Origin of the sequence: Pseudomonas trivialis (genome assembly GCF_036864995.1) — a bacterium.
Lineage (GTDB): Bacteria > Pseudomonadota > Gammaproteobacteria > Pseudomonadales > Pseudomonadaceae > Aquipseudomonas > Aquipseudomonas trivialis.
Window position 1 is genome coordinate 2,900,671 of sequence record NZ_CP142151.1, and the last position, 19,343, is coordinate 2,920,013.

General features: G+C 59.5%; 16 protein-coding genes and 2 pseudogenes. 3 read left to right on the plus strand and 15 right to left on the minus strand.

All coding sequences use genetic code 11. The features are described 5' to 3' along the window. Window positions 1–24: 24 nt before the first annotated feature. The gene (locus VRB54_RS12525) at window positions 25–1,005 is read right to left on the minus strand and encodes a sterol desaturase family protein (protein WP_338477441.1); all 981 of its coding nucleotides are present in this window, start codon (window positions 1,003–1,005) and stop codon (window positions 25–27) included. A 465-nt stretch (window positions 1,006–1,470) separates the two neighbouring features. Next, the gene (locus tag VRB54_RS12530; RefSeq protein WP_338477442.1) at window positions 1,471–2,550 is read right to left on the minus strand and encodes a tartrate dehydrogenase; all 1,080 of its coding nucleotides are present in this window, start codon (window positions 2,548–2,550) and stop codon (window positions 1,471–1,473) included. A 107-nt stretch (window positions 2,551–2,657) separates the two neighbouring features. Here VRB54_RS12530 and VRB54_RS12535 point away from each other — a divergent pair, with 107 nt between their 5' ends. Further along, the gene (locus tag VRB54_RS12535) at window positions 2,658–3,569 is read left to right on the plus strand and encodes a LysR substrate-binding domain-containing protein (RefSeq protein ID WP_338477443.1); all 912 of its coding nucleotides are present in this window, start codon (window positions 2,658–2,660) and stop codon (window positions 3,567–3,569) included. 40 nt (window positions 3,570–3,609) lie between these two features. On the opposite strand, the gene VRB54_RS12540 is transcribed toward VRB54_RS12535, so the two are convergent. The 4 genes and pseudogenes from VRB54_RS12540 to VRB54_RS12555 all read right to left on the minus strand — a co-directional run bounded on the left by VRB54_RS12540 (window position 3,610) and on the right by VRB54_RS12555 (window position 7,258). Next, entirely contained in the window at window positions 3,610–4,494 is an 885-nt protein-coding gene (locus VRB54_RS12540) for an alpha/beta fold hydrolase (protein WP_057008816.1), read from the minus strand. A gap of 27 nt (window positions 4,495–4,521) precedes the next feature. Continuing rightward, window positions 4,522–5,467, minus strand: a pseudogene (locus tag VRB54_RS12545) (DMT family transporter). Window positions 5,468–5,546: 79 nt separating this feature from the next. After that, window positions 5,547–6,275 (minus strand): AraC family transcriptional regulator, encoded by a 729-nt coding sequence (locus VRB54_RS12550; RefSeq protein WP_338477444.1) that lies wholly within the window; start codon window positions 6,273–6,275, stop codon window positions 5,547–5,549. Between the two features lie 80 nt (window positions 6,276–6,355). Continuing rightward, window positions 6,356–7,258 carry a LysR substrate-binding domain-containing protein gene (locus VRB54_RS12555; protein WP_338477445.1) on the minus strand — a complete coding sequence of 301 codons (903 nt, stop codon included), beginning with the start codon at window positions 7,256–7,258 and terminating at the stop codon, window positions 6,356–6,358. Window positions 7,259–7,350: 92 nt separating this feature from the next. On the opposite strand from VRB54_RS12555, the gene VRB54_RS12560 reads away from it, so the two are divergent. Beyond that, window positions 7,351–8,340, plus strand: coding sequence for a DMT family transporter (locus tag VRB54_RS12560; protein WP_338477446.1), 990 nt, complete (start codon window positions 7,351–7,353; stop codon window positions 8,338–8,340). On the opposite strand, the gene VRB54_RS12565 is transcribed toward VRB54_RS12560, so the two are convergent. The 3 genes and pseudogenes from VRB54_RS12565 to VRB54_RS12575 form a co-directional block, all read right to left on the minus strand. After that, the gene (locus VRB54_RS12565) at window positions 8,312–9,739 is read right to left on the minus strand and encodes an aldehyde dehydrogenase family protein (RefSeq protein ID WP_338477447.1); all 1,428 of its coding nucleotides are present in this window, start codon (window positions 9,737–9,739) and stop codon (window positions 8,312–8,314) included. The two genes, VRB54_RS12560 and VRB54_RS12565, sit on opposite strands and share 29 nt — an antisense overlap. Window positions 9,740–9,811: 72 nt before the next feature. After that, on the minus strand, window positions 9,812–11,179 hold the full coding sequence (locus VRB54_RS12570) for a glutamine synthetase family protein (RefSeq protein WP_338477448.1): 1,368 nt from the start codon (window positions 11,177–11,179) through the stop codon (window positions 9,812–9,814). A 68-nt stretch (window positions 11,180–11,247) separates the two neighbouring features. After that, a pseudogene (locus tag VRB54_RS12575) lies at window positions 11,248–12,643 on the minus strand (aspartate aminotransferase family protein). 112 nt (window positions 12,644–12,755) lie between these two features. Here VRB54_RS12575 and VRB54_RS12580 point away from each other — a divergent pair. Further along, on the plus strand, window positions 12,756–13,661 hold the full coding sequence (locus VRB54_RS12580) for a LysR family transcriptional regulator (RefSeq protein ID WP_338477449.1): 906 nt from the start codon (window positions 12,756–12,758) through the stop codon (window positions 13,659–13,661). 130 nt (window positions 13,662–13,791) lie between these two features. On the opposite strand, the gene VRB54_RS12585 is transcribed toward VRB54_RS12580, so the two are convergent. From VRB54_RS12585 to VRB54_RS12610, 6 genes are all read right to left on the minus strand, one after another. After that, entirely contained in the window at window positions 13,792–15,402 is a 1,611-nt protein-coding gene (locus tag VRB54_RS12585) for a gamma-glutamyltransferase family protein (RefSeq protein WP_338477450.1), read from the minus strand. 22 nt (window positions 15,403–15,424) lie between these two features. Next, the gene (locus VRB54_RS12590) at window positions 15,425–16,204 is read right to left on the minus strand and encodes an amino acid ABC transporter ATP-binding protein (protein WP_056857993.1); all 780 of its coding nucleotides are present in this window, start codon (window positions 16,202–16,204) and stop codon (window positions 15,425–15,427) included. Between the two features lie 2 nt (window positions 16,205–16,206). Continuing rightward, window positions 16,207–16,983: an amino acid ABC transporter permease gene (locus tag VRB54_RS12595; RefSeq protein WP_003236553.1), complete on the minus strand. Its 777-nt coding sequence runs from the start codon at window positions 16,981–16,983 to the stop codon at window positions 16,207–16,209. Between the two features lie 12 nt (window positions 16,984–16,995). Continuing rightward, the gene (locus tag VRB54_RS12600; RefSeq protein WP_338477453.1) at window positions 16,996–17,805 is read right to left on the minus strand and encodes an ABC transporter substrate-binding protein; all 810 of its coding nucleotides are present in this window, start codon (window positions 17,803–17,805) and stop codon (window positions 16,996–16,998) included. Window positions 17,806–17,881: 76 nt separating this feature from the next. Further along, window positions 17,882–18,550: a GntR family transcriptional regulator gene (locus VRB54_RS12605; RefSeq protein ID WP_338477454.1), complete on the minus strand. Its 669-nt coding sequence runs from the start codon at window positions 18,548–18,550 to the stop codon at window positions 17,882–17,884. Between the two features lie 291 nt (window positions 18,551–18,841). After that, window positions 18,842–19,342: an Lrp/AsnC family transcriptional regulator gene (locus tag VRB54_RS12610; RefSeq protein WP_338477455.1), complete on the minus strand. Its 501-nt coding sequence runs from the start codon at window positions 19,340–19,342 to the stop codon at window positions 18,842–18,844. Window position 19,343 lies beyond the last annotated feature (1 nt).

Here is a 19,343-nt window from a genome sequence, read left to right on the forward strand (position 1 = left end):
TTAGCTTGCCAAGCGCAGCACCCATTATGGATTTGGGCTCTCGCCTTCCTTCAAGTGACGCCAGAAGGTCTTGAAAGGATCGATATAGAACCCCTTCAGGGTTTTGTGTGGATTGTTGGCGCCATATTCTTCGTCGTTGCATCCCCAACGCCAGGTTTCGCCCTGTTTGGGCAGGTACAGTGTGCCGAACATCCAATCCCAGAGTGTCAGTATGACCGCGTTATTCTTGTCCCAGTGATGGGGCTCCATACTGTGATGCAAGTTGTGCATGACGGGAGCCAAAATGATCCTGTTCAGCCACCCATAGGAGATCGGCATATGGACGTGAGAAAAAACATCTATCACAAAGAAGGCGATATAGGCCGTTGTGGTGACTGCAGCGACCATGCCCGGATGAATTTGGCTTCCCGTTGCATACAGTACAACCCCGGTGAAGGCCCCACCAAAAATCGCTGGAATGATATTCAGGCCAAAGAACTCGATGGGGTGTTGTCGAAAGAGCGTCCAGGGCGTGAGTGTTTCAGCGGTGTGGTGAGGCTTGTGAAGATGCCAGAGCAGTGCATGAGTATGGCACCAACGGTGTACCCAGTACCCCACGAAGTCCACGCTCAGGAAATAGACCAGAAACTGAACCGAGACCATTAGCCAGGTCGTTGTGATCACAGGCTCCTGGGCGCCGAATTCAGCGTTTAAATAAGCGCCTGCGTTGTCAGCGATAGCGATGCCATTAATGGCGATGACACCGACAAGGGGAAAGCCCAGCATAAGCAGGATAATGCCGTTCCACCTATCGACGCGCGATGAAGCGTGGTCGTATTGCTCCCTGGGAAAGGCTGCATTGATTAGAGCGCGCAGGGTCAGGGGACCTTGCCACTTTTGCGAGAAGATGAACATTACCGCAATGACTGTTACGAAAAGAGGAAGCCCAAAGGCCCATAAGCTCATTATTTCAACTGTCGGCTCATAGAAAGCGACAATTGATTCCCAGACGTTATGCATTGTCATCGTGAATTCCTCGCCATTTATTGTTTTTTATTGTTTTGAGGCCCATCGAAAGCCTCGATTTTTTTACTCTCCGTGAAGGCCCGGTCAGATGGCTTGTTTCTAACTGGCTGTATGGATAGTGCCTATGACGTACTGCCATTGAGAAGTTGGGTAACGGTTAATTAACAGTACGCAAAAGGTTATTTTCGAAAAAATCCCGGTAAAAACATCATTTAAATCATGGAGATATTTTCAGGGCTCATGCTGATGGAGTTGCCTTTCCGACATCAGACATGACAGCTGCCCGAGTGACGTTCAGGCAGTAACAGGAACGTTCGTCGTTATTCCAGGCGGGCTAGTTGATGTTCTATTGCGAGGGTCAAGAGCATTACGGCGTCACACCATGACATGCTTGTTGATGTTCAAACGGATCACGTTGTACAACGAAAAGCCCAGTAGCAACTGGGCACTGAGCTTTTCGCGTTTTCAGACTGCAGCAGCGATGGCCTTGCCCAGCGATTCGGTGTTGCCAGTGCCACCAATGTCGGCGGTCAAGGGCGCGTGCTCCGGGCCCATCGCAAGCACGGTTTCGATCGCTGTCAGCACGGCGGCGCCGGCTTCGGGATGGCCCAGGTGCTCGAGCATCATCGCACCGCACCAGATCTGCCCGATCGGGTTGGCGATGCCCTTTCCGGCGATGTCGGGCGCCGAACCATGCACCGGCTCGAACAGGCTCGGGAAGTTGCGTTCCGGGTTGATGTTGGCCGAGGGCGCAATGCCGATGGTGCCGGTGCAGGCCGGACCCAGGTCGGAAAGGATGTCGCCGAACAGGTTGCTGGCCACCACCACGTCGAACCAGTCCGGGTGCAGGACGAAGTTCGCCGTAAGAATATCGATGTGGTACTTGTCGACGTTGACGTCCGGATATTTCTTGCCCATTTCCACGACGCGCTCATCCCAGTAGGGCATGGTGATCGCGATGCCATTGGATTTGGTGGCCGAAGTCAGGTGCTTCTTCGGACGGCTTTGCGCCAGGTCGTAGGCGAACTTGAGGATACGGTCGACGCCGACGCGGGTCATCACGGTTTCCTGCAGCACGATTTCGCGATCGGTCCCGGGGAACATCTTGCCGCCGACGCTGGAGTACTCGCCTTCGGTATTCTCGCGCACCACCCAGAAATCGATGTCGCCGGGCTTGCGGTTCGCCAGTGGCGCTTTCACGCCGGGCATCAGACGGCAGGGACGCAGATTGACGTACTGGTCGAATTCACGACGGAACTGCAGCAGCGAATCCCACAGGGAAATATGGTCAGGCACCACGTCCGGCCAGCCCACGGCACCGAAGTAGATCGCATCGTAGCCCTTGAGCATGTCGAACCAGTCGTCCGGCATCATCTTGCCGTGCGCCAGGTAGTAATCGGCACTGGCGAAGTCGAACCAGTCCCATTGCAGCTCGAGGTTGAAGCGGGCAGCCACCGCATCGAGCACACGCACGCCTTCGGGCATCACTTCCTTGCCAATGCCGTCGCCGGGGATCACTGCAATTTTGTACTGGGTTTTGCTCATGGATTCGACTCCTAGGTTGATTGGGCATGGATCCCAGTGTATGCAGTGTCCTGGGATTAATAATTAGCCTTGTTGGAAAGCCATTCTTAGTTTTCAGGAAAGAATCCATGAGCATGATCGATGACCTGAGTTTCTTTCAGCAGGTGGCTACGCGCGCCAGCCTCACGCAAGTGGCACGCCATCTGGGGCTGTCGCTGCCTGCCGTGAGCAAACGGCTCAGCCACCTGGAGGCCAGGCTCGGAGTGCAGTTGTTGCAGCGCACCACGCGTCGATTGTCGCTGACCCCCGAAGGCGTGCTGTACCTGGAGGGAGGTCGGCCGATTCTGCGCCAGCTCGAGGAACTGGAGAGCGCGCTCAGCAGCCGCCAGCCCACCTTGCACGGCCGGTTACGCATCAACGGCACGCTGGGTTTCGGCCGGCAGCACCTCGCCCCCGTGGTCTCGATCTTCGCCCGGCTGCACCCGGAACTCGAGATTTCTCTCGAGCTGACCAGCCAGCCACTGAGCATCCTGGACGATCAATTCGATATCGGCGTGTGCATGGGCGAGCCGCCGGACTCACGGTTGATCGGCATTCGCCTGCTGGAGAATCCACGCATTCTCTGCGCGTCTGCGGGTTACCTTGAAGCGATGCCTGCACTGACGCACGTGGCGGATCTGGCGCGGCATAACTGCATTGTTTTGCGCCAGTTCGGCAGCGACTATGCGATCTGGCGCTTCAGGAAGGATGGCCAGGATTACTCGCACAAGGTCAGCGGGACGCTGTCGAGCAATGACGGCGAGGTGGCGTTGAGTCTGGCGCTGGACGGCCATGGATTGATTCTGCGGTCGCGCTGGAATGTCCAGCAACATCTGGAAAGTGGTCGCCTGCAGGCGGTACTGACCGATCACCAGGCGCCGAAGGCTGATATTTTTGCGGTGTATCAGCATCGGCAGCATATCCCCCAGCGCATCTCGGTCTTCGCCCGTTACCTTGCGCAGGCGCTGGCAGAGCGTTTGCCATTCGCGGCCCTCAAGTGAGCAACGACGGGGCGGCGTGTTGGTCGGCCAAGCCACTGCGCTAAGCCGGTGCAGCGAAAAAACCCAGCACTGCTTCGAGCAGCACGTCAGGCACTTCTTCGGCGATGTAATGGCCGCAAGGTAGCGCCTTGCCGCGAACATTCAGGGCGACCTTGCGCCACTCTTCCAGCGGGTCGAAACAGCGCCCCACCGTGCCCTCCTCGCCCCAGAGCACCAACAGCGGCAGCGTCAGATGATTGCCCGCCAGGATATCGGCGCGGTCGTGCTCCAGATCGATACCGGCCGAAGCCCGGTAATCCTCACAAATGCCCCGCGCACTGCCCGGACGCTGCAGGCAGCGCAGGTACTCGCCAAACGCCTCGTCGGTGAAAGGCTTGAGACCGGCGCTACGGGAGCCCATCACACTGCGCAGATAGAGTTCGGGGTCGGCTTCGATAAGCCCCTCCGGCAATGGCGCAGGCCGAATGAGGAAGAACCAGTGCCAATAGGCGCGGGCGAAGGCTTCGTTCGTTTGCGCGTACATCGACAGGGTTGGCGCGATGTCCAGCAGCACCATCTGCTGCACCGCGTGCGGATGGTCGAGGACCAGGCGATGGGCCACACGCGCACCGCGGTCATGGGCCAGCACCCTGAACTGCGCAAAGCCCAACGACTTCATCAACTCGACAGCATCGAGCGCCATTTCACGCTTGGAATAACCCGCATGCCCGGCGTCGGCTGGCGGCCTGTCGCTGTCGCCATAGCCGCGCAGATCAGCGGCGACCACGGTAAAAACGCCCGCCAGTTGCGCAGCGACCTTGTGCCAGATCACGTGGGTCTGCGGATGGCCGTGCAACAGCAGCAGCGCGGGGCCACTGCCGCCAATGCGGTAACTGATGTTCACGCCGTTTACCTGGCGTTGTTCTTTCTGAAATCCGGCAAACATGATTCGACTCCTTAAAGGTAAGGCTCACTAAACAGCTGCAGAATAACGCGGAGCACGATGACAATTCAGGCACCAGACGACACCGGTAACAAGCAGTGCAATCGCCGCTATTTCATAGGAGTCGGGCAACCGCTGCTCCCATAGAAACCCAAAAACCAGCGCCGCCAATGTCTCAATCACGAGCACTTGCCCGCTGAGTGCCAACGGTAGAAGTCGGCTGGCCTGGTTCCAGCAGGCGCCACCCACCACTGAAGACAAGATGGCTACGCCTCCTGCCACCAGCAAAAAATGCAGCCATTGGGCGCTACCATGGGTTGCGGCCTGCAAGCCCAGGACAGGTGCCGCCAAAAGCAGTGACTGAGCGCCCGTCATCACCCCTGTCAGCAGTGCCCAGTCATGGGAGGAGACGCTGGCGACCTGAACCAGCCGCCGAGCATTGCTTACGGCATACCAACTCCACGTCACCAGAGCACCCACCGCGCATGAAATCCCGGCGATGGTTGCCAGCGTATCCGGCTCTGTCGCCATTGATCAGTGCATGCCAACTGATAAGCATGACGCCACCCACCGCGCAGCACAGCGACGGGACGAGCTTGGGCAATGAAACGGCGTTGGCGTCATGACGACCCGCCAGGGTGACGAACACCGGGATGAGTCCGACAATCAGCGACGTTGTGGCGATGCCCACCAGTTGCACACCGGTGCCCACCAATGTGTAGTAGATGAGGTTCCCTATCAGGCTGAGCCAGAACAGTGATTTCCAGTCAGCCATGCTCAGATGGGCACATACGCGCCGCCAGCGCGGCATCAGCAAAACCATCGAAACCGCGCCATAGCAAAGAAATCTCAGCACTGCGAATTCCAGGCCGCTTAACCCCGGGGTCAGCTGGGGGCCAAGGAAGATCACGCCCCAGCACAACCCTGCGCACACGCCGTAAACAATGCCCTTGAGCAGTGACCGATCAGCAAACATTTCACCCGTACTCCATAGCCTGATGGATGAAGTCTGATGCAGCTGATTCGGCAAATATTGTCGTTAACTGTGGAGTTTTTTACCCAGGCTGTTTCTGCGCTTTACGATAGGCAGCCGGCGTTATGGCGCTTATACGCTGCATGGTACGGGTCAGGGATGCCTGATCGGAAAAACCTGCCCGCAAGGCAATCTCGGCTATGGGTAGCGACGTTGCACGCAGCCAGCGTTGAGCTTCCTGCAGGCGTAATTCAGTCAACCACGCTTGAGGGGTCATCTCGAACAATTGGCGAAACCGCAGGTGCAGTTTGCTCAGGCTCATGTTGGCGACTCGAGCCATGCTTTCGTTGCTCCAGTTCGCGCCAGGGTTGGCCCGAAGACGGACGATCAATTGCTCCATGGGATCTGAAACGCGGGGTGCATCAGCGCCCAGGGACGAAAGAAGCAAAGGGCCCAGCTGTGAGGCCGCGATGGACAGTTGCGCGTTTCCTATCAGCTCGGCGAACTCCATAAGCCGACGAGTTGCGGCGGGAATGGGCACATAGATTCTCCGAGCCAGACGCTCGATCTGCAGCGTTTCCAGGGTCGTCGGCGCACAGTCCAGAACCAGAAAGCGGTTATCGGCGTGCGTATGCTGCGAGTGCACCGCGCCGGGTGTCACAAGTGCCGCCAGTGACTGATCGATGTAGCCACCGCGCCCCCCTACATCGATTTCCATTCGGCCACGAATCGGCAGTACCAATTGAGCATGCTCGTGATGGTGATGAGGGGCTTCCCGCTCGTAGCTGCGAACCTCAAGATTCAGAAACATTTGACGCTATCGCCCTTATCGCAAGAGTTTTTTCATGCACCAACGGTCGGCGTTTACCTGACCCATTTATTGCTTCGCAACTAGGTGCTCAACTGTTCCTGGAGCCACGCCAGTAGCGCTTGCACTTCAATCCGCTCATCCCCGCCATTTTCTTTATAAACAGAAATGGCATGGGGCAGAGGAACATATTCTGCACAAGGTCGCACCAAAGCGCCCTCCTCAATAAGCTTTCCGGCAGTTCGACGCCATCCCAATGCGATGCCATGTCCCGCGACTGCCGCCTGAAGCATCAGCGGGTAGCTATCGAACACCGTACCAGGCACATGATTCGCGATCGACTTTCCAAACACCTGCAACCACTCCTCCCAGACCATAAAGTCCGGAGACGTAGAGCGATAGTGTAAAAGATGGTGCAGACAAAGCGCTTCAGGGCCAAGCAATGTGCCTGTGGCAAGGTAGCTCGGACTGCACACGGGGAAGACTTCGTCAGCAGCCGTAAAGGCCAGAGCATGCAAGCCGCTGGCGCGTCCGGTGCTTTGCAAGGCAACATCGAAGCGGTCGTTGAATTCGGCAATAGGCCGTGTTGAGGTCACTACTTGAACCTCGATTCCCGCATGTTGATCCTGGAACGTGGAGAGGCGTGGCATCAGCCAGTAAAAGGCTTCACATAACTGGCAGAGTAAAACGACACGATTTTTGCGCCGTGATTCTCGAAGCGTAACAGCACGGTCGCTGATATTTCCCAGTGCCTCGCTCACCACGCTTCCCAACTGCCGTCCCTCCTCCGTCAAAAAGACCGCCCGATTACGCCGGACAAAGAGCTTCACGCCGAGATCTTCTTCAAGACCTCGAATTTGCCGGCTGACGGCGGCTTGGGTGATGTGCAACTCATCAGCGGCCCTCGAAAAGCTTTCCAGCCGGGCAGCCGCTTCAAAAGGCAGCAAACTGGTCAGCGCAGGCAATGTCTTCCTGAGGTTATTCATAATCAGTCGTTATGCATTCAGACCCGAGAACTCGTTTTTAACACACTGCGACAAAACGCAATATGAGCTGAACATCTGCCGGACCTCAGCTAATGATCACCGCCCGCTCAACTATCATCACCGGCACGCTGCTCGCCGTTTTTGCGACGCTGGCCTGGGCTCTTAACTTCGTAGCGCCTTACGTCACTGGCGCCTACAGCATTTACGACCTTACGATCATCAGATTTCTGATCGCGGGTGCCTTGGGGTCGCTGGGGGTGATCCTGTGTCGTACTCAGCGGCGGTCTTTGCAACGTTCCCAGCAGTTGCTCGCCGCAGCGCTGGGCGCAATGGGATATCTAGGGTACAGCAGCTGTATTGCAGCGGGCGTGATCTTCGGTGGCCCCGTACTGACGGCGGCGTGTGTCGGATTCGTGCCTGTTCTGCTCGCCCTGCTCGGCAATGCAAAAGAGAAAACGATGCAGTGGCACCGCCTTGCCTTACCCCTGACATTCATGATGGTTGGGCTCTTCCTTGCAAATATCGGCAGCATGAATCTGGCGCAGGCAGGCAAGACGTCCTGGCTGACGGGATTATTTTTTTCTGTCCTGGCAGTGACCCTGTGGCTAGCCTTCAGTCTGCTGAATCAAAGCGCCATGGGAAAAATCCCCCAGACTGCAACAGCCATCTGGACCAGCTTGATGATGGCGGGTGCTGGCATGGGCACCGTGTTCCTGATACCCGTTGTACACATGCTGGGGCTCTTTAAACTCCCGAGTATGGGTTTCAGTATCACCTCGGCGGGACATCTTTATGCCTGGGCTCTGGTCATTGCGGTTATGTCTTCGGTGATCGGTGCCTGGGCTTGGAACGCGGCGACAAAACGGCTGCCGATGGTGCTTTCCGGTCAGTTGATCTCGCTGGAATCTTTGTTCGCCGCTGTCCTCGGCTTGCTCTTTATTGGGAGGTTCCCAACACCCATAGAGGCGACAGGGCTTATTGCCGTGGTCATCGGGGCAGCAATAGCGGTTCACAGCATTCTCGGCGCAAATGAAACCATTACCTCTTCAGTGGTCACTCGCTCCAACCAACCACGCCCTTGATTTCCAGGAAGTCGTGAATGCCCCAGCCCGCGTACTCGCGGCCATTGCCGGATTGTTTGTAGCCACCAAACGGCGCGAACGTGTCCCAGCTTGGGTAGTTCAGGTACACCGAGCCGGCGCGCATCTGTTTGGCAACGGCGCGGGCACGCTCGATATTACCGGACTGTACGTAGGCCGCCAGGCCGTACACGGTGTCGTTGGCCATTTCGATGGCCTGCGCTTCGCTGTCATAGGCAATGATCGACAGCACAGGGCCGAAGATTTCTTCGCGGGCGATGGTCATCTGCGCCGTCACGTCGCCGAACACGGTGGGTCGCACGTAGTAGCCCTTGTCCAGGCCTTTGGGACGGCCCAGGCCACCGCTCACCAGGGTGGCGCCCTCCTCGATGCCGATGGCGATCAGGCTCTGAATCTTGGCGAACTGTGCCTCGCTGATCACCGGACCGAGAGTCGTGCCGGCATCCAGCGGGCTGCCGGTCACCAACTGCTCGGCGGTTGCCTTGGCAATTTCCAGGACACGGGCAAGCTGCGCTCGCGGTACCAGCATGCGTGTCGGCGCATTGCAGGATTGCCCGGAGTTGGCAAAGCAGCGCTGCACCCCCTTGGCCACCGCCACGTCAAAGTCCGCGTCTTCCAGCAGGATATTGGCCGATTTACCGCCCAACTCTTGAGCCACGCGTTTAACCGTGTCGGCCGCCGCCTTGGCGACCAGAATGCCTGCGCGGGTGGAACCGGTGAACGAGACCATATCGACTTTCGGGTGGCTGGTCATGTAATGGCCCACATCCGCCCCGGTGCCGTTAAGCAGGTTGAACACCCCGGCGGGCACACCCGCTTCATGCATGATCTCGGCGAAGATGATACCGGTCAGCGGTGCGATTTCGCTGGGCTTGAGCACCACGGTGCAACCGGCGGCAATGGCGGGTGCGACCTTGCAGACGATCTGGTTCAGCGGCCAGTTCCACGGCGTGATCAGGGCGCAGACGCCAATGGCTTCACGCATCACCTGAGTGCTGCCATGCACTTCGCTGAACGGGAAGGTCTCCAGGGCACTGATGGTCGACTCCAGGTGCGCGCGGCCACTCCAGACCTGCGAGTCACGGGCGAAATGCAGCGGCGCGCCCATCTCCTGGCTGACGGCCTTGGCCAGGTCTTCGTAGCGCAGGTTGTAGACCCGCAGGATTTCCTTGAGCAGTGCCAGGCGTTCGCTGACGGGGGTTACAGAGAACGCGGGAAAGGCCCTGGCAGCAGCGTTGACCGCGCTGTCCACGTCCGCTGCGTTGCCCACCGCGATGCTGATGAAAGCTTGCTCGGTGGAGGGGTCGATCACCTCCAGCGTGTTCCCCGACTGGGTGTCGACCCACTGGCCATCAATGTAAAACTTGAGCGCATTGTTCATGGTTTATCTCTGGATAATTCGGAAACAGGTGCCCTCAGCGGTCCGTTTCAAGACACGCTGACGGGCCAACACTCATGCGTGAGTAAGGTACCACCGCCAGTCCTGCTCGCCGACCTCGGCATTGAAGGTACGAAACTCGCGCCACTTGATCGCCAGGAACACCTTCATGAATTCAGCGCCCAGAGCCTCGCGTGCCCAGGTTGAACCCTGCAATGCCTGCAACGCTGTCAGCCAATCGGTGGGTAGAAAATCGGTCGCCTGCTCATAGCCGTTGCCCACAATCGCCGCGCCAGGATCGCTCTGATGCGTGATGCCGTGGTGAATGCCCGCCAGTAACGCGGCAGCGGCGAGATAGGGGTTCGCATCGGCACCGCAAATGCGGTGTTCGATGTGCCGACTGATCGCGGGGCCGCCGGGCACGCGGAACGACACCGTACGATTGTTGACGCCCCAGCTTTTGGCCAGCGGCGCGTAACTGCCGGTCTGGAACCTGCGATAGGAGTTGGCATGGGGGCAAAAGATCGCCAGCGAGTCGAACAAGGTTGCCATCATCCCGCCAATGGAGTGACGCAACAGCGGCGTGCCCTGTGGGTCTTCGCTCGCATACAGGTTGTTGCCCTGCTCGTCGGCGAGGCTGACGTGCAGGTGCAGACCGCTGCCGGCCTGATCGCTGAACGGCTTGGCCATGAAACACGCTTGCAGCCCGTGTTTGTTGGCCACACCCTTGACCAGGCGTTTGTAACGTACGCCTTCATCAATGGCCTGGAGTGCGTCGAAACGATGCTCCAGCGTCAACTCGAGCTGGCCCGGCGCATACTCGGAGATCGCCGTGCGCACCGGTAACCCCTGCAGCGCGCACGCTGCGTAGAGGTCATCAAGAAACGGTTGAACCTGCTCGAGTTCGTATACGCCATACACCTGCGGAGCCACCGGACGTACGCCATTGGTTTGTTGCGCCGGCTGCGGTCGCCCGTTGACGTCGCGCTGTTGGTCCAGCAGGTAGAACTCCAACTCCACGGCCATGACCGGATGGAAGCCATCGGCTTTGAGCCGCTCGATGGTGTTCACCAGCACATGACGCGGGTCCGCCGGCGCGGCGGGAATACCTTGGGTCGGGTGCATGCTGACCTGCACCTGACCGGTGGGATGGGTGCGCCAGGGTTGCACGGTAAGACTTCCAGGCAAGGGGTAACTCCAGCAATCAGCGTCAGCGACATCCCAGACCAGGCCTGTGTCGTCAACGTCCTCACCCTGCACGGTCAGGGCAAGAATGGAACTTGGCAGCGGCCGCCCATTGTCGTAGATCGCCAGCAGCTCATTACGATGCAACAGTTTGCCCCGTGGCACGCCATTCGCGTCGATCAGGAACAACTCGATGCTCAGCACTTCAGGGTGTGCGGCGAGATAATCCTCGGCCTCTTTTCTATCAGCAAATTGCATGTCAAACCTCTTGGCGCTCATTCAAGCGCCCTGGCAGTATTTGAAAAAAACGGGGCGTCACCGTCCACTTAAGCGGAGGCGACCCGGGCTCCCGGCAGGGCAAGCAGCGTGGTCAGCGCGTTATCCAGCTCACCGAGCAGCCTGTCGATATCCGCCTCACTGGTTTGCGGGCAGCACAGGGTCATGTTGTGAAAAGGCGTGATCAGGATGCCGCGATTGATCAGGTAGAGGTGCAGCGCCATTTGAAGGCTGTCATGAAAAGCCGCCTCGGCTTGCGCACCTGTCCTTGGCGGTGTGGTACAGAATTGAAACTCACAACGGGCGCCCAGCTCGGTGACAGACCAATTCAGTTGATGGCGCTTGAACAACGCGCGAAATCCCTGGGCCAGTCTTGAGGCGACAGACAGCATGTGCTGGTAGGCAGACTCCGTCATGACCTCTTCAAGGCTGGCGCGCATGCAACGCATCGCCAGCGAGTTGGCGGACAGAGTTGTTCCCATACCGCTGTGTCCATGACCGCCGCCCTCTGCGCTCGCCTGCACCTCGCGCATGGCCAGGGCAACGTCCTCGGTCATGCCAAACACAGCGCAAGGCACGCCCCCTGCGATGGGCTTGCCCACCACGAAAAAGTCGGGTTCCAGCGCCCATTGGCGCGTGCATCCACCCAGGCCGGTGGAAATCGTGTGGGTCTCATCAATGACCAGCAGGCTGCCATATTGACGGGTCAACTCGCGGCACTTTTGCATGAACCCTGGATCGGGCAGGACCATGCCGATGTTCGTCATCGCCGGCTCGCACATCAGCGCGCACACATCGCCCTGGGCTAACGCAGCCTCCAGTGCGGCGACATCGTTAAACGGGATGGATCGGCTGTACTGGCTCAAGTCATGAGGCCTGGCCCACAAGCCCTGGACGGGGCACTGTCTTGCCGTCGCGGTAGCGCACCATCACGTCATCCACGGTGCCGTGGTAGCAGCCGTCGAACACCAGCAGGACATTGCGCTGGGTGATGGCGCGCGCCCAGCGCAGCACATAACGGTTGGCGTCAGTCGCATTGGCCGTCACCTGCCAGTAAGGCAAATCGAATCGCTGAGCCAGCAACTCGCCGCAAACCACCGCGTCCTCGCCGGGCAGCATGGTGGTCAAGCCATTGTTCGCCTGCTCGGCGATGGCACGGGCAACAGGATCAGGTGAATGGCCGAACATCGTGCCGGTGTCGCCCAGGCAAAAGTCAATGTATTCATGATCGTCAACGTCGGTGAAGCGTGCGCCTTTGGCGCGTTGCACGAAGAGCGGCGAAGGCATCGACCAGTCGCTCATCCAGTGCATGGGCACACCGTTGAACAGATTCGCCCTGGCACGCTTGGCCAGCGCCATCGACGTTGGGTTGCTTTCTATGAAACGCTCACGCTCGGAGGCGGTAAAAGCATCAATCGCTGATTCATTGATTCCACTTTTCGACATGATCGACACCCCAGTGAAAGTTACTCACACGTTTAATTTGAAAGAGAGTAGAAATTAGGCCACTAAACCTGATAAAAAAAGACGATCATCATCAGAAAATCTGACAACAAAAATGGCATTTACCAGCGAGTCACTCAAAATATTCCTCTCGGTCGTCGACAGCGGGTCCTTTTCTGCCGCCGCACGAAAGCTGGGCCGCGTACCCTCGGCCGTCAACATGGCGGTGTCGCAACTTGAAGCAGAGCTGGATCTGCTGCTTTTTGATCGATCAACGCGCAAAGCCATCCCTACGGCGGCCGCCAGAGCACTTGAACCCCAGGCACGACAGGTCGTCAGTCAGTTGAATCTGCTGGATGCTCACGCGCTTCAGCTTCATCAGGGGTTGGAGGGGCGCTTGTCCCTCGCGATGGCGCCGGAGTTGCAAACCGGCATATGGAATCGCCCGCTGTCCACTATTGCCCGCGAGTTCCCCACGCTTGAAATCGAGATTCGCTCCGCGTCCCATCCGGAGGCGATGCGCCTGCTCCATGAAGGGCGCGTGCAATTGGCACTTGGCTTTGAACGCCCTGGGCTGGACGAGCGGGAGACGTTCCTTGAAGCGGGAAGCCAATTGTTAGTGGCCGTTGCCTCTCCGGATCATCCTGCGGCGGCCGGCAAGAAAAGCCCTTTAGGTGAAGAGCAACTGGTCGACGTTCGGCAGATTATCGTTGCGACTGGAGGGCCTGCAGACTCTGACCCACGTGTCGTGCTGTCGCGGCGGATCTGGCACAGCGACAGTTATCTGGCAACGCTGGATCTGGTGCTGCAAGGATTGGGCTGGGCTTATCTTCCACAATCGTTGGTGCAGCCTCTCATCACATCGGGGGCATTGACGGAAGTGGTGTTTGACTACATGCCGAGTCAGATGCGGTTATGGGTCGATATCATCTGGGTCAAGAACCGACCTCTGGGGCTGGGCGCGAGTCGTTACCTGAGCCTGATGCGCGCAATTGCCGAGGGCGAGCCCCGCCGTGGTTGAAGAGTGAAAATTACCGGGCACGCTCGGTGGCTGCCATCGCCAAGATCAAGCAGCTCATCATCGATGCTCAGGCACCGCCGTGAGCTGCTCCATCATTGTCACGCGTCGGGCTCAGCGCCCCTGCGGCCGCCTACCACGCCGCAATGTGCGAATCCGCCCGTGGCTCAGTGCCGCCGCACAACACGCCGGTGACCGGGTCACGCAGGATGATCTGCCCACGCCCGTAGTCGGTCAGGTCGCTGTCGGTCTGCACCTTGTGCCCGCGCCGCGCCAGCGCATTGACCAGGTCGCGCGAAGCTCCATGTTCGATGCCGACCTTCATGTCGCCCAGCCATTGCCAGCGCGGGGCGTCGAGGGCCGCCTGGGGGTTGAGGCCGAAGTCCACCAGGTTCATCACCATCTGCACATGGCCCTGGGGCTGCATGTAGCCGCCCATCACGCCGAACGGTCCAAGGGCCTCGCCGTCCTTGCTGAGAAAACCCGGGATGATGGTGTGGAAGGTTTTCTTGCCCGGTGCCAGGCAATTGGAATGGGACTCATCGAGGCTGAATTCCTGCCCGCGGTTCTGCAGGGCGATGCCGCTGTCGGGCAGCACCACGCCGGAGCCGAAACCGTGGTAGTTGCTCTGGATGAACGAGACCATGTTGCCTTCGGCGTCGGCGGTCGCCAGGTACACCGTGCCACTGGCGTGCGGGTCACCGGGCTTGGGCGGCTGGGCCTGCTCGCCGATCTCGCCACGGCGACGGCTGCTGTAGTCGTCGCTGAGCAGGTCGGCCACCGCCACGCGCATGTGCGCAGGGTCAGTGATGTAATGCAGGCCGTCGCTGTAGGCCAGCTTCATGGCTTCCAGCTGGCGATGCCAGGTTTGCTGGCTGTCGCGGTGATCGAAGTTGAAGCCTTCGAGAATCTTCAGCGCCATCAGTGCGACCAGGCCCTGGCCGCTCGGCGGGATTTCCCACACGTCGACGCCACGGTAATTGATGTGGATCGGCTCCACCCACTGCGCGCGGTAATCCTTGAGGTCGCTGGCGCGCAGGTAGCCACCGCTGGCGCGCGAATGCGCATCCAGGCGCTCGGCCAGAGCGCCGCGATACAGGCTTTCGCAGCGGGTTGCGGCGAGTTCTTCCAGGGTACGGGCCTGGGCCGGGTTGCGGAAAATCTCGCCCGCCTTGGGCGCGCGCCCTTCGATCAGGAAGGTGTCGAACCAGGCTTGCAGCACGTCATCGCGGTGCGGGTTGAATTCGTTCAAGGAGATCTGCCATTGATGGGCAACCACCGGCGACAACGGGAAACCGTCGCGCGCCAGGCTGATGGCCGGCTGCAGCAAATCGGCAAACGGCAATTTACCGAAGCGCTTGGACAACTCGGCCCACGCCGACGGGCAACCGGGCACCGTCACCGAGGTCCAGCCGTACAGCGGCATCTGTTGATGCCCCGCCGCCTTGACCGCCTCGATACTCAAGGCGGCGGGCGCATGGCCGTTACCGTTCAGGCCATGCAACTGCCCCTTGCACCACACCAGCGCAAAGGCATCGCCGCCCAGGCCACAACCGGTGGGCTCGACCACGGTCAGCGCGGCGGCGGTGGCGATGGCGGCATCGATGGCATTGCCGCCCTTCTGCATGATTTCGATGCCGACCTGGGCCGCCAGCGGTTGCGAAGCGGCGACCATGCCCCGACGCGCGAACACGCTCTGGCGTTGCGAGGAATAAGGGTATTCATGAGCGGAAAATTTCAACATGGCAAAGGCTCTTCAAAAAAGGTCATAACACGCGGCTGAGAAACGCCCGGGTCCGCGGATGGCTGGGATGGCTGAAAATCTGCTCCGGCGGCCCTTGTTCGATCAATTCACCCTGATCGAGCACCACCACGCGGTCGGCCACTTCACGGGCAAAGCCCATTTCGTGGGTGACCACCACCATCGTCATGCCCTCCTCGGCCAGTTCCTTCATCACCTGCAGCACTTCGCCGACGGTTTCCGGGTCGAGGGCGCTGGTGGGTTCGTCGAACAGCATCGCCTGGGGTTTCATCGCCAGTGCACGGGCAATCGCCACCCGCTGCTGCTGGCCGCCGGAGAGCATCGACGGATAGTGGCTGGCCTTGTCCGCCAGGCCGACCCGCGCCAGCAAGCCCCGGGCCTGCTCCAGCGCCTGGGCACGCGATACGCCGAGCACCTGGATTGGCGCTTCGATGATGTTTTCCAATGCAGTCATGTGCGGGAACAGGTTGAAGCGCTGGAACACCATGCCGATGTCGCGGCGCTGGCGGGCAATGTTGCGCTCCGAATCGCGCACCAGGCTGCCATCGGCGCGTTCGCGATAGCCCATGGCGCGGCCGTTGACGCGAATGCGCCCGCCCTGGATGTCTTCGAGCAGGTTGATGCAGCGGATAAAGGTGGTCTTGCCCGAGCCGGAGGCGCCGATCAGCACCACCACCTCGCCGCGCCGCACTTGCAGGGAGATGCCCTTGAGGATCTGCAACTCGCCGAACGACTTCTGGATATCCTGTGCGTCAATGATCAGCTCTTCACTTTGGTGCGCCATGGTTAACGTCCCCTCAGCAGTTTCAGGGTACTGCGACCGAACATGCGGCTGGCGGCCGGAGGTGGCGCCGAAGGTCGATCGGACTGGCCGAAACGGTTTTCGAGCCAGCGTTGGAAAAAGCCCCACAGAGTGGTCAACGTCAGGAAGTAAATCGCGACGACCAGGTACAACTCGAATACGCGAAACGTCGCCGAGGTCACCATCTGCGTGCTGAGCAACAGCTCCTGCACGCCGATCACACTGACCAGCGTGGTGTTCTTGAGCATCACATTGAACTCATTGCCCAGCGGCGGCACGATCACTCGAAACGCCTGGGGCAGCACGATGCGCCGCATCAGCTTGCCGAACCCCATGCCCAGGGAACGCCCGGCTTCGTACTGGCCCTTGTCCACCGCGCCGATGCCGGCGCGGATGATCTCGGCCATGTACGCGCCTTCATTCAGGCCCAGGGCGATGATCGCCGCCTGGATATTGCCGGGGATGATCAGCCCGAACAGCTCGATGTCCTCGAAGCGGAAGATCCCGCCCGCTGCCAGTGCGGTGTACAAAAACACGATCTGCACCAGCAACGGCGTACCGCGCATCAGCCACACGTAAAGGCGTACCGGCAGGTGCAGCAGCGGGTTCTTCGACAGGCGCAACAGCGCCGCTGCCAGGCCCAGCGCGCAGCCGAGCAGCATCGCCAGCACGCTGATCAGGCAAGTCAGCCACAGCCCGGTGAGGTAGACCCCACTGGGTTGCAGCAGGTATTGCCAGAACACATCCCAATTGAAATTCATCGTGGTAGAACCTCAGTCCAGTGTGTCGCTGCTGACATGCCATTTATTGAGCAATTGCACATAGCTGCCATCGCTGCGCATATCACTGATGATCTGCTGCACGGCGGCGGTCAGTTGCGGGTCGTCCTTGCGCATGCCAAGGCCGGTGAGGATGCGGCTGAATGCAGGCACCCCTTCCTGAAACAGCTCCGGGGCCATCGCCGCGTAGTAACCGGCGGTTTCCACGGTGGTGCCATAGGCGTCGACCTGGCTGATGCGCAGCGCCTGGAAGGCATCGGTGTCGGTGTTGTAGACCACCAGTTTCATCGGTGGCTTGCCGGCCTTGGCGAGGCTTTCGTTCTGGTTGTCGAGCAGGGTCTTGATGGTGGAGCCGTTGAGCACCGCCACCTTGTGCGCAGACAGGTCATCCAGGGTCTTGATGCCTTTGGGGTTGCCCTTGGGCACTACCACCGCCTGGCTGGAGTACATGTAGTTGACGATGTCGATCACCTGGCGGCGCTCGGGTTTGTCGAACAACTGGTCGACGATCATGTCGCACTGCTGGGCAAGCAGCGCCGGCACCAGGCCGGAAAACGGAATGACCCGCCATTGCACGGTTTTATTGCCCAGGCGCTTGGCGATTTCCAGACCCAGGTCGACGGTGAGCCCGCGCGGTTTCTGGGATTCGTCGAAGGACACCAGGGGCGGTGAATCCATCCCCGAGCAGTAGGTGAGTTTGTCGACGCTCTTCAGGCGCTCAGGCACCTGGACTGCGGCGCAGGCCCATTGTGTGCAGAGACCCAGGGTTACAGCCACCAGCAAGACGCGGTGTTGTTTATGCATGACCAGACACTCCACTTCGTTGAATAACGGGGCAGGAATCGACGTCCAAACATGGGCGGGTTCGGACCCGCCTCTCTTATTTTTCCAGTTGCAGAAATTGAATCAGCAGCGGCACGGTGCTTTCGATGTGTTCGCGCACCACCGCTTCGGCGCGGGCGGCGTCACCGGCGCGAATCGCGTCGAGGATCACGGCGTGTTCCTGGCGCGCGCTGAGGGGTTTTTCGCTGTGATGCAGCCACAAGCGCATGGGCGCTTCCACCAGCGAATACAACGCCGAAATCTGCTTGAGCAAGCGCGGCCGGCCGCTGAGCCCGCACAGGTATTCGTGAAAGGCGCGGTGGCGACGGACCCACGCAGCGCTCTCGTCGCGGTAGTCATCCATCTCGTCCAGCAGCCGCTCCAGAGCCGCCATCTGGCGCTCACCGATACTGCTGACCGCGACGCGCACCGCCAGGCCCTCAAGCGCGCTGCGCATCTCGAACACCTCGTGCAGCTCAGCGATATCCAGGCCACTGACGATGGCTCCGCGATTGGGCCGCAGCGTTACCAGGCCCTGGGCATCCAGGCGGCGGAATGCTTCGCGCACCGGCATGCGGCTCATGCCGATCTCGCCGGCGATATCCTCGGCAATCAGGCGATCACCCTTGCGGAAACGACCGCCGCAGATGGCGTCAAGGAGGAAGTTATAGGCTTCCTCTTCTGCAGTGAGAGGCTGGCGGTCAGCGTAAGCGGGGGCAAATTGCATGGGCAGCCTCTTTGTATTTTTGTATCCAATTATCCATGGATGCAATAAAGCATGGGCCGTGCCAACAACGTTGGTGCGGAGTTAACTGACTGATTCGAATGCGATCTTTGGTTTGTAGGCAGGAGAGCCGTCGCAGGAACATAGCGCCCTGTGCTACCAAATGGCACAGCGGCGATCTGTTTGTGTGCAGGGAGGTAGCGGGTGTGCGCCGAGTTGGTCTTTCTAGAGCGCTTCCAGCAGAGGCTTATGATGACGGACGTGGCGGGAAAGTTTTACCGGAACGTCCGATTTTCAATCCTTGCTCAATTTGGGTATGGCCATACGACTACCCGCCTTGATTTCGCGCAACGCCAGACTCGACTGAATAGACGCGATACCGACCTGGCGCCGCAGCACCTGCTCGATAAAGTCGCTATAGCTATCCAGATCCTCGGCCAACACTTGGAGCACGTAGTCGGCATCTCCGGTGATCTTGTGGCAGGTCAATACCTCTGGCAATTGCACAATCACTGCCTCGAAAGCGTCCGGAGCGTGATCGGCATGGGTGGAAAAGCGAATGTGCACGAATGCCATGATATCCAGCCCCAGCATTCTTCGATCAAGGGTTGCCTGATAACCCTTGATCACCCCCGCCTCTTCCATCCTCTTGCGCCGTCGCCAGCAAGGCGTGAGGCTCAATGAGAGCCGCTCACTGAGTTCGGCATTGGAAATGCTCGCGTCCTCCTGCAACAACTCGAGAATGGCCAGATCGGTCTCGTCGAGGCTGATGCGTTTGGATATATTTTTCTTCATT

Coding starts and splice junctions, on each gene's coding strand:
- VRB54_RS12525 (WP_338477441.1), bottom strand. CDS start 1,005: ATGACAATGCATAACGTCTGGGAATCAATTGTCGCTTTCTATGAGCCG.
- VRB54_RS12530 (WP_338477442.1), bottom strand. CDS start 2,550: ATGAGCAAAACCCAGTACAAAATTGCAGTGATCCCCGGCGACGGCATT.
- VRB54_RS12535 (WP_338477443.1), top strand. CDS start 2,658: ATGAGCATGATCGATGACCTGAGTTTCTTTCAGCAGGTGGCTACGCGC.
- VRB54_RS12540 (WP_057008816.1), bottom strand. CDS start 4,494: ATGTTTGCCGGATTTCAGAAAGAACAACGCCAGGTAAACGGCGTGAAC.
- VRB54_RS12550 (WP_338477444.1), bottom strand. CDS start 6,275: ATGTTTCTGAATCTTGAGGTTCGCAGCTACGAGCGGGAAGCCCCTCAT.
- VRB54_RS12555 (WP_338477445.1), bottom strand. CDS start 7,258: ATGAATAACCTCAGGAAGACATTGCCTGCGCTGACCAGTTTGCTGCCT.
- VRB54_RS12560 (WP_338477446.1), top strand. CDS start 7,351: ATGATCACCGCCCGCTCAACTATCATCACCGGCACGCTGCTCGCCGTT.
- VRB54_RS12565 (WP_338477447.1), bottom strand. CDS start 9,739: ATGAACAATGCGCTCAAGTTTTACATTGATGGCCAGTGGGTCGACACC.
- VRB54_RS12570 (WP_338477448.1), bottom strand. CDS start 11,179: ATGCAATTTGCTGATAGAAAAGAGGCCGAGGATTATCTCGCCGCACAC.
- VRB54_RS12580 (WP_338477449.1), top strand. CDS start 12,756: ATGGCATTTACCAGCGAGTCACTCAAAATATTCCTCTCGGTCGTCGAC.
- VRB54_RS12585 (WP_338477450.1), bottom strand. CDS start 15,402: ATGTTGAAATTTTCCGCTCATGAATACCCTTATTCCTCGCAACGCCAG.
- VRB54_RS12590 (WP_056857993.1), bottom strand. CDS start 16,204: ATGGCGCACCAAAGTGAAGAGCTGATCATTGACGCACAGGATATCCAG.
- VRB54_RS12595 (WP_003236553.1), bottom strand. CDS start 16,983: ATGAATTTCAATTGGGATGTGTTCTGGCAATACCTGCTGCAACCCAGT.
- VRB54_RS12600 (WP_338477453.1), bottom strand. CDS start 17,805: ATGCATAAACAACACCGCGTCTTGCTGGTGGCTGTAACCCTGGGTCTC.
- VRB54_RS12605 (WP_338477454.1), bottom strand. CDS start 18,550: ATGCAATTTGCCCCCGCTTACGCTGACCGCCAGCCTCTCACTGCAGAA.
- VRB54_RS12610 (WP_338477455.1), bottom strand. CDS start 19,342: ATGAAGAAAAATATATCCAAACGCATCAGCCTCGACGAGACCGATCTG.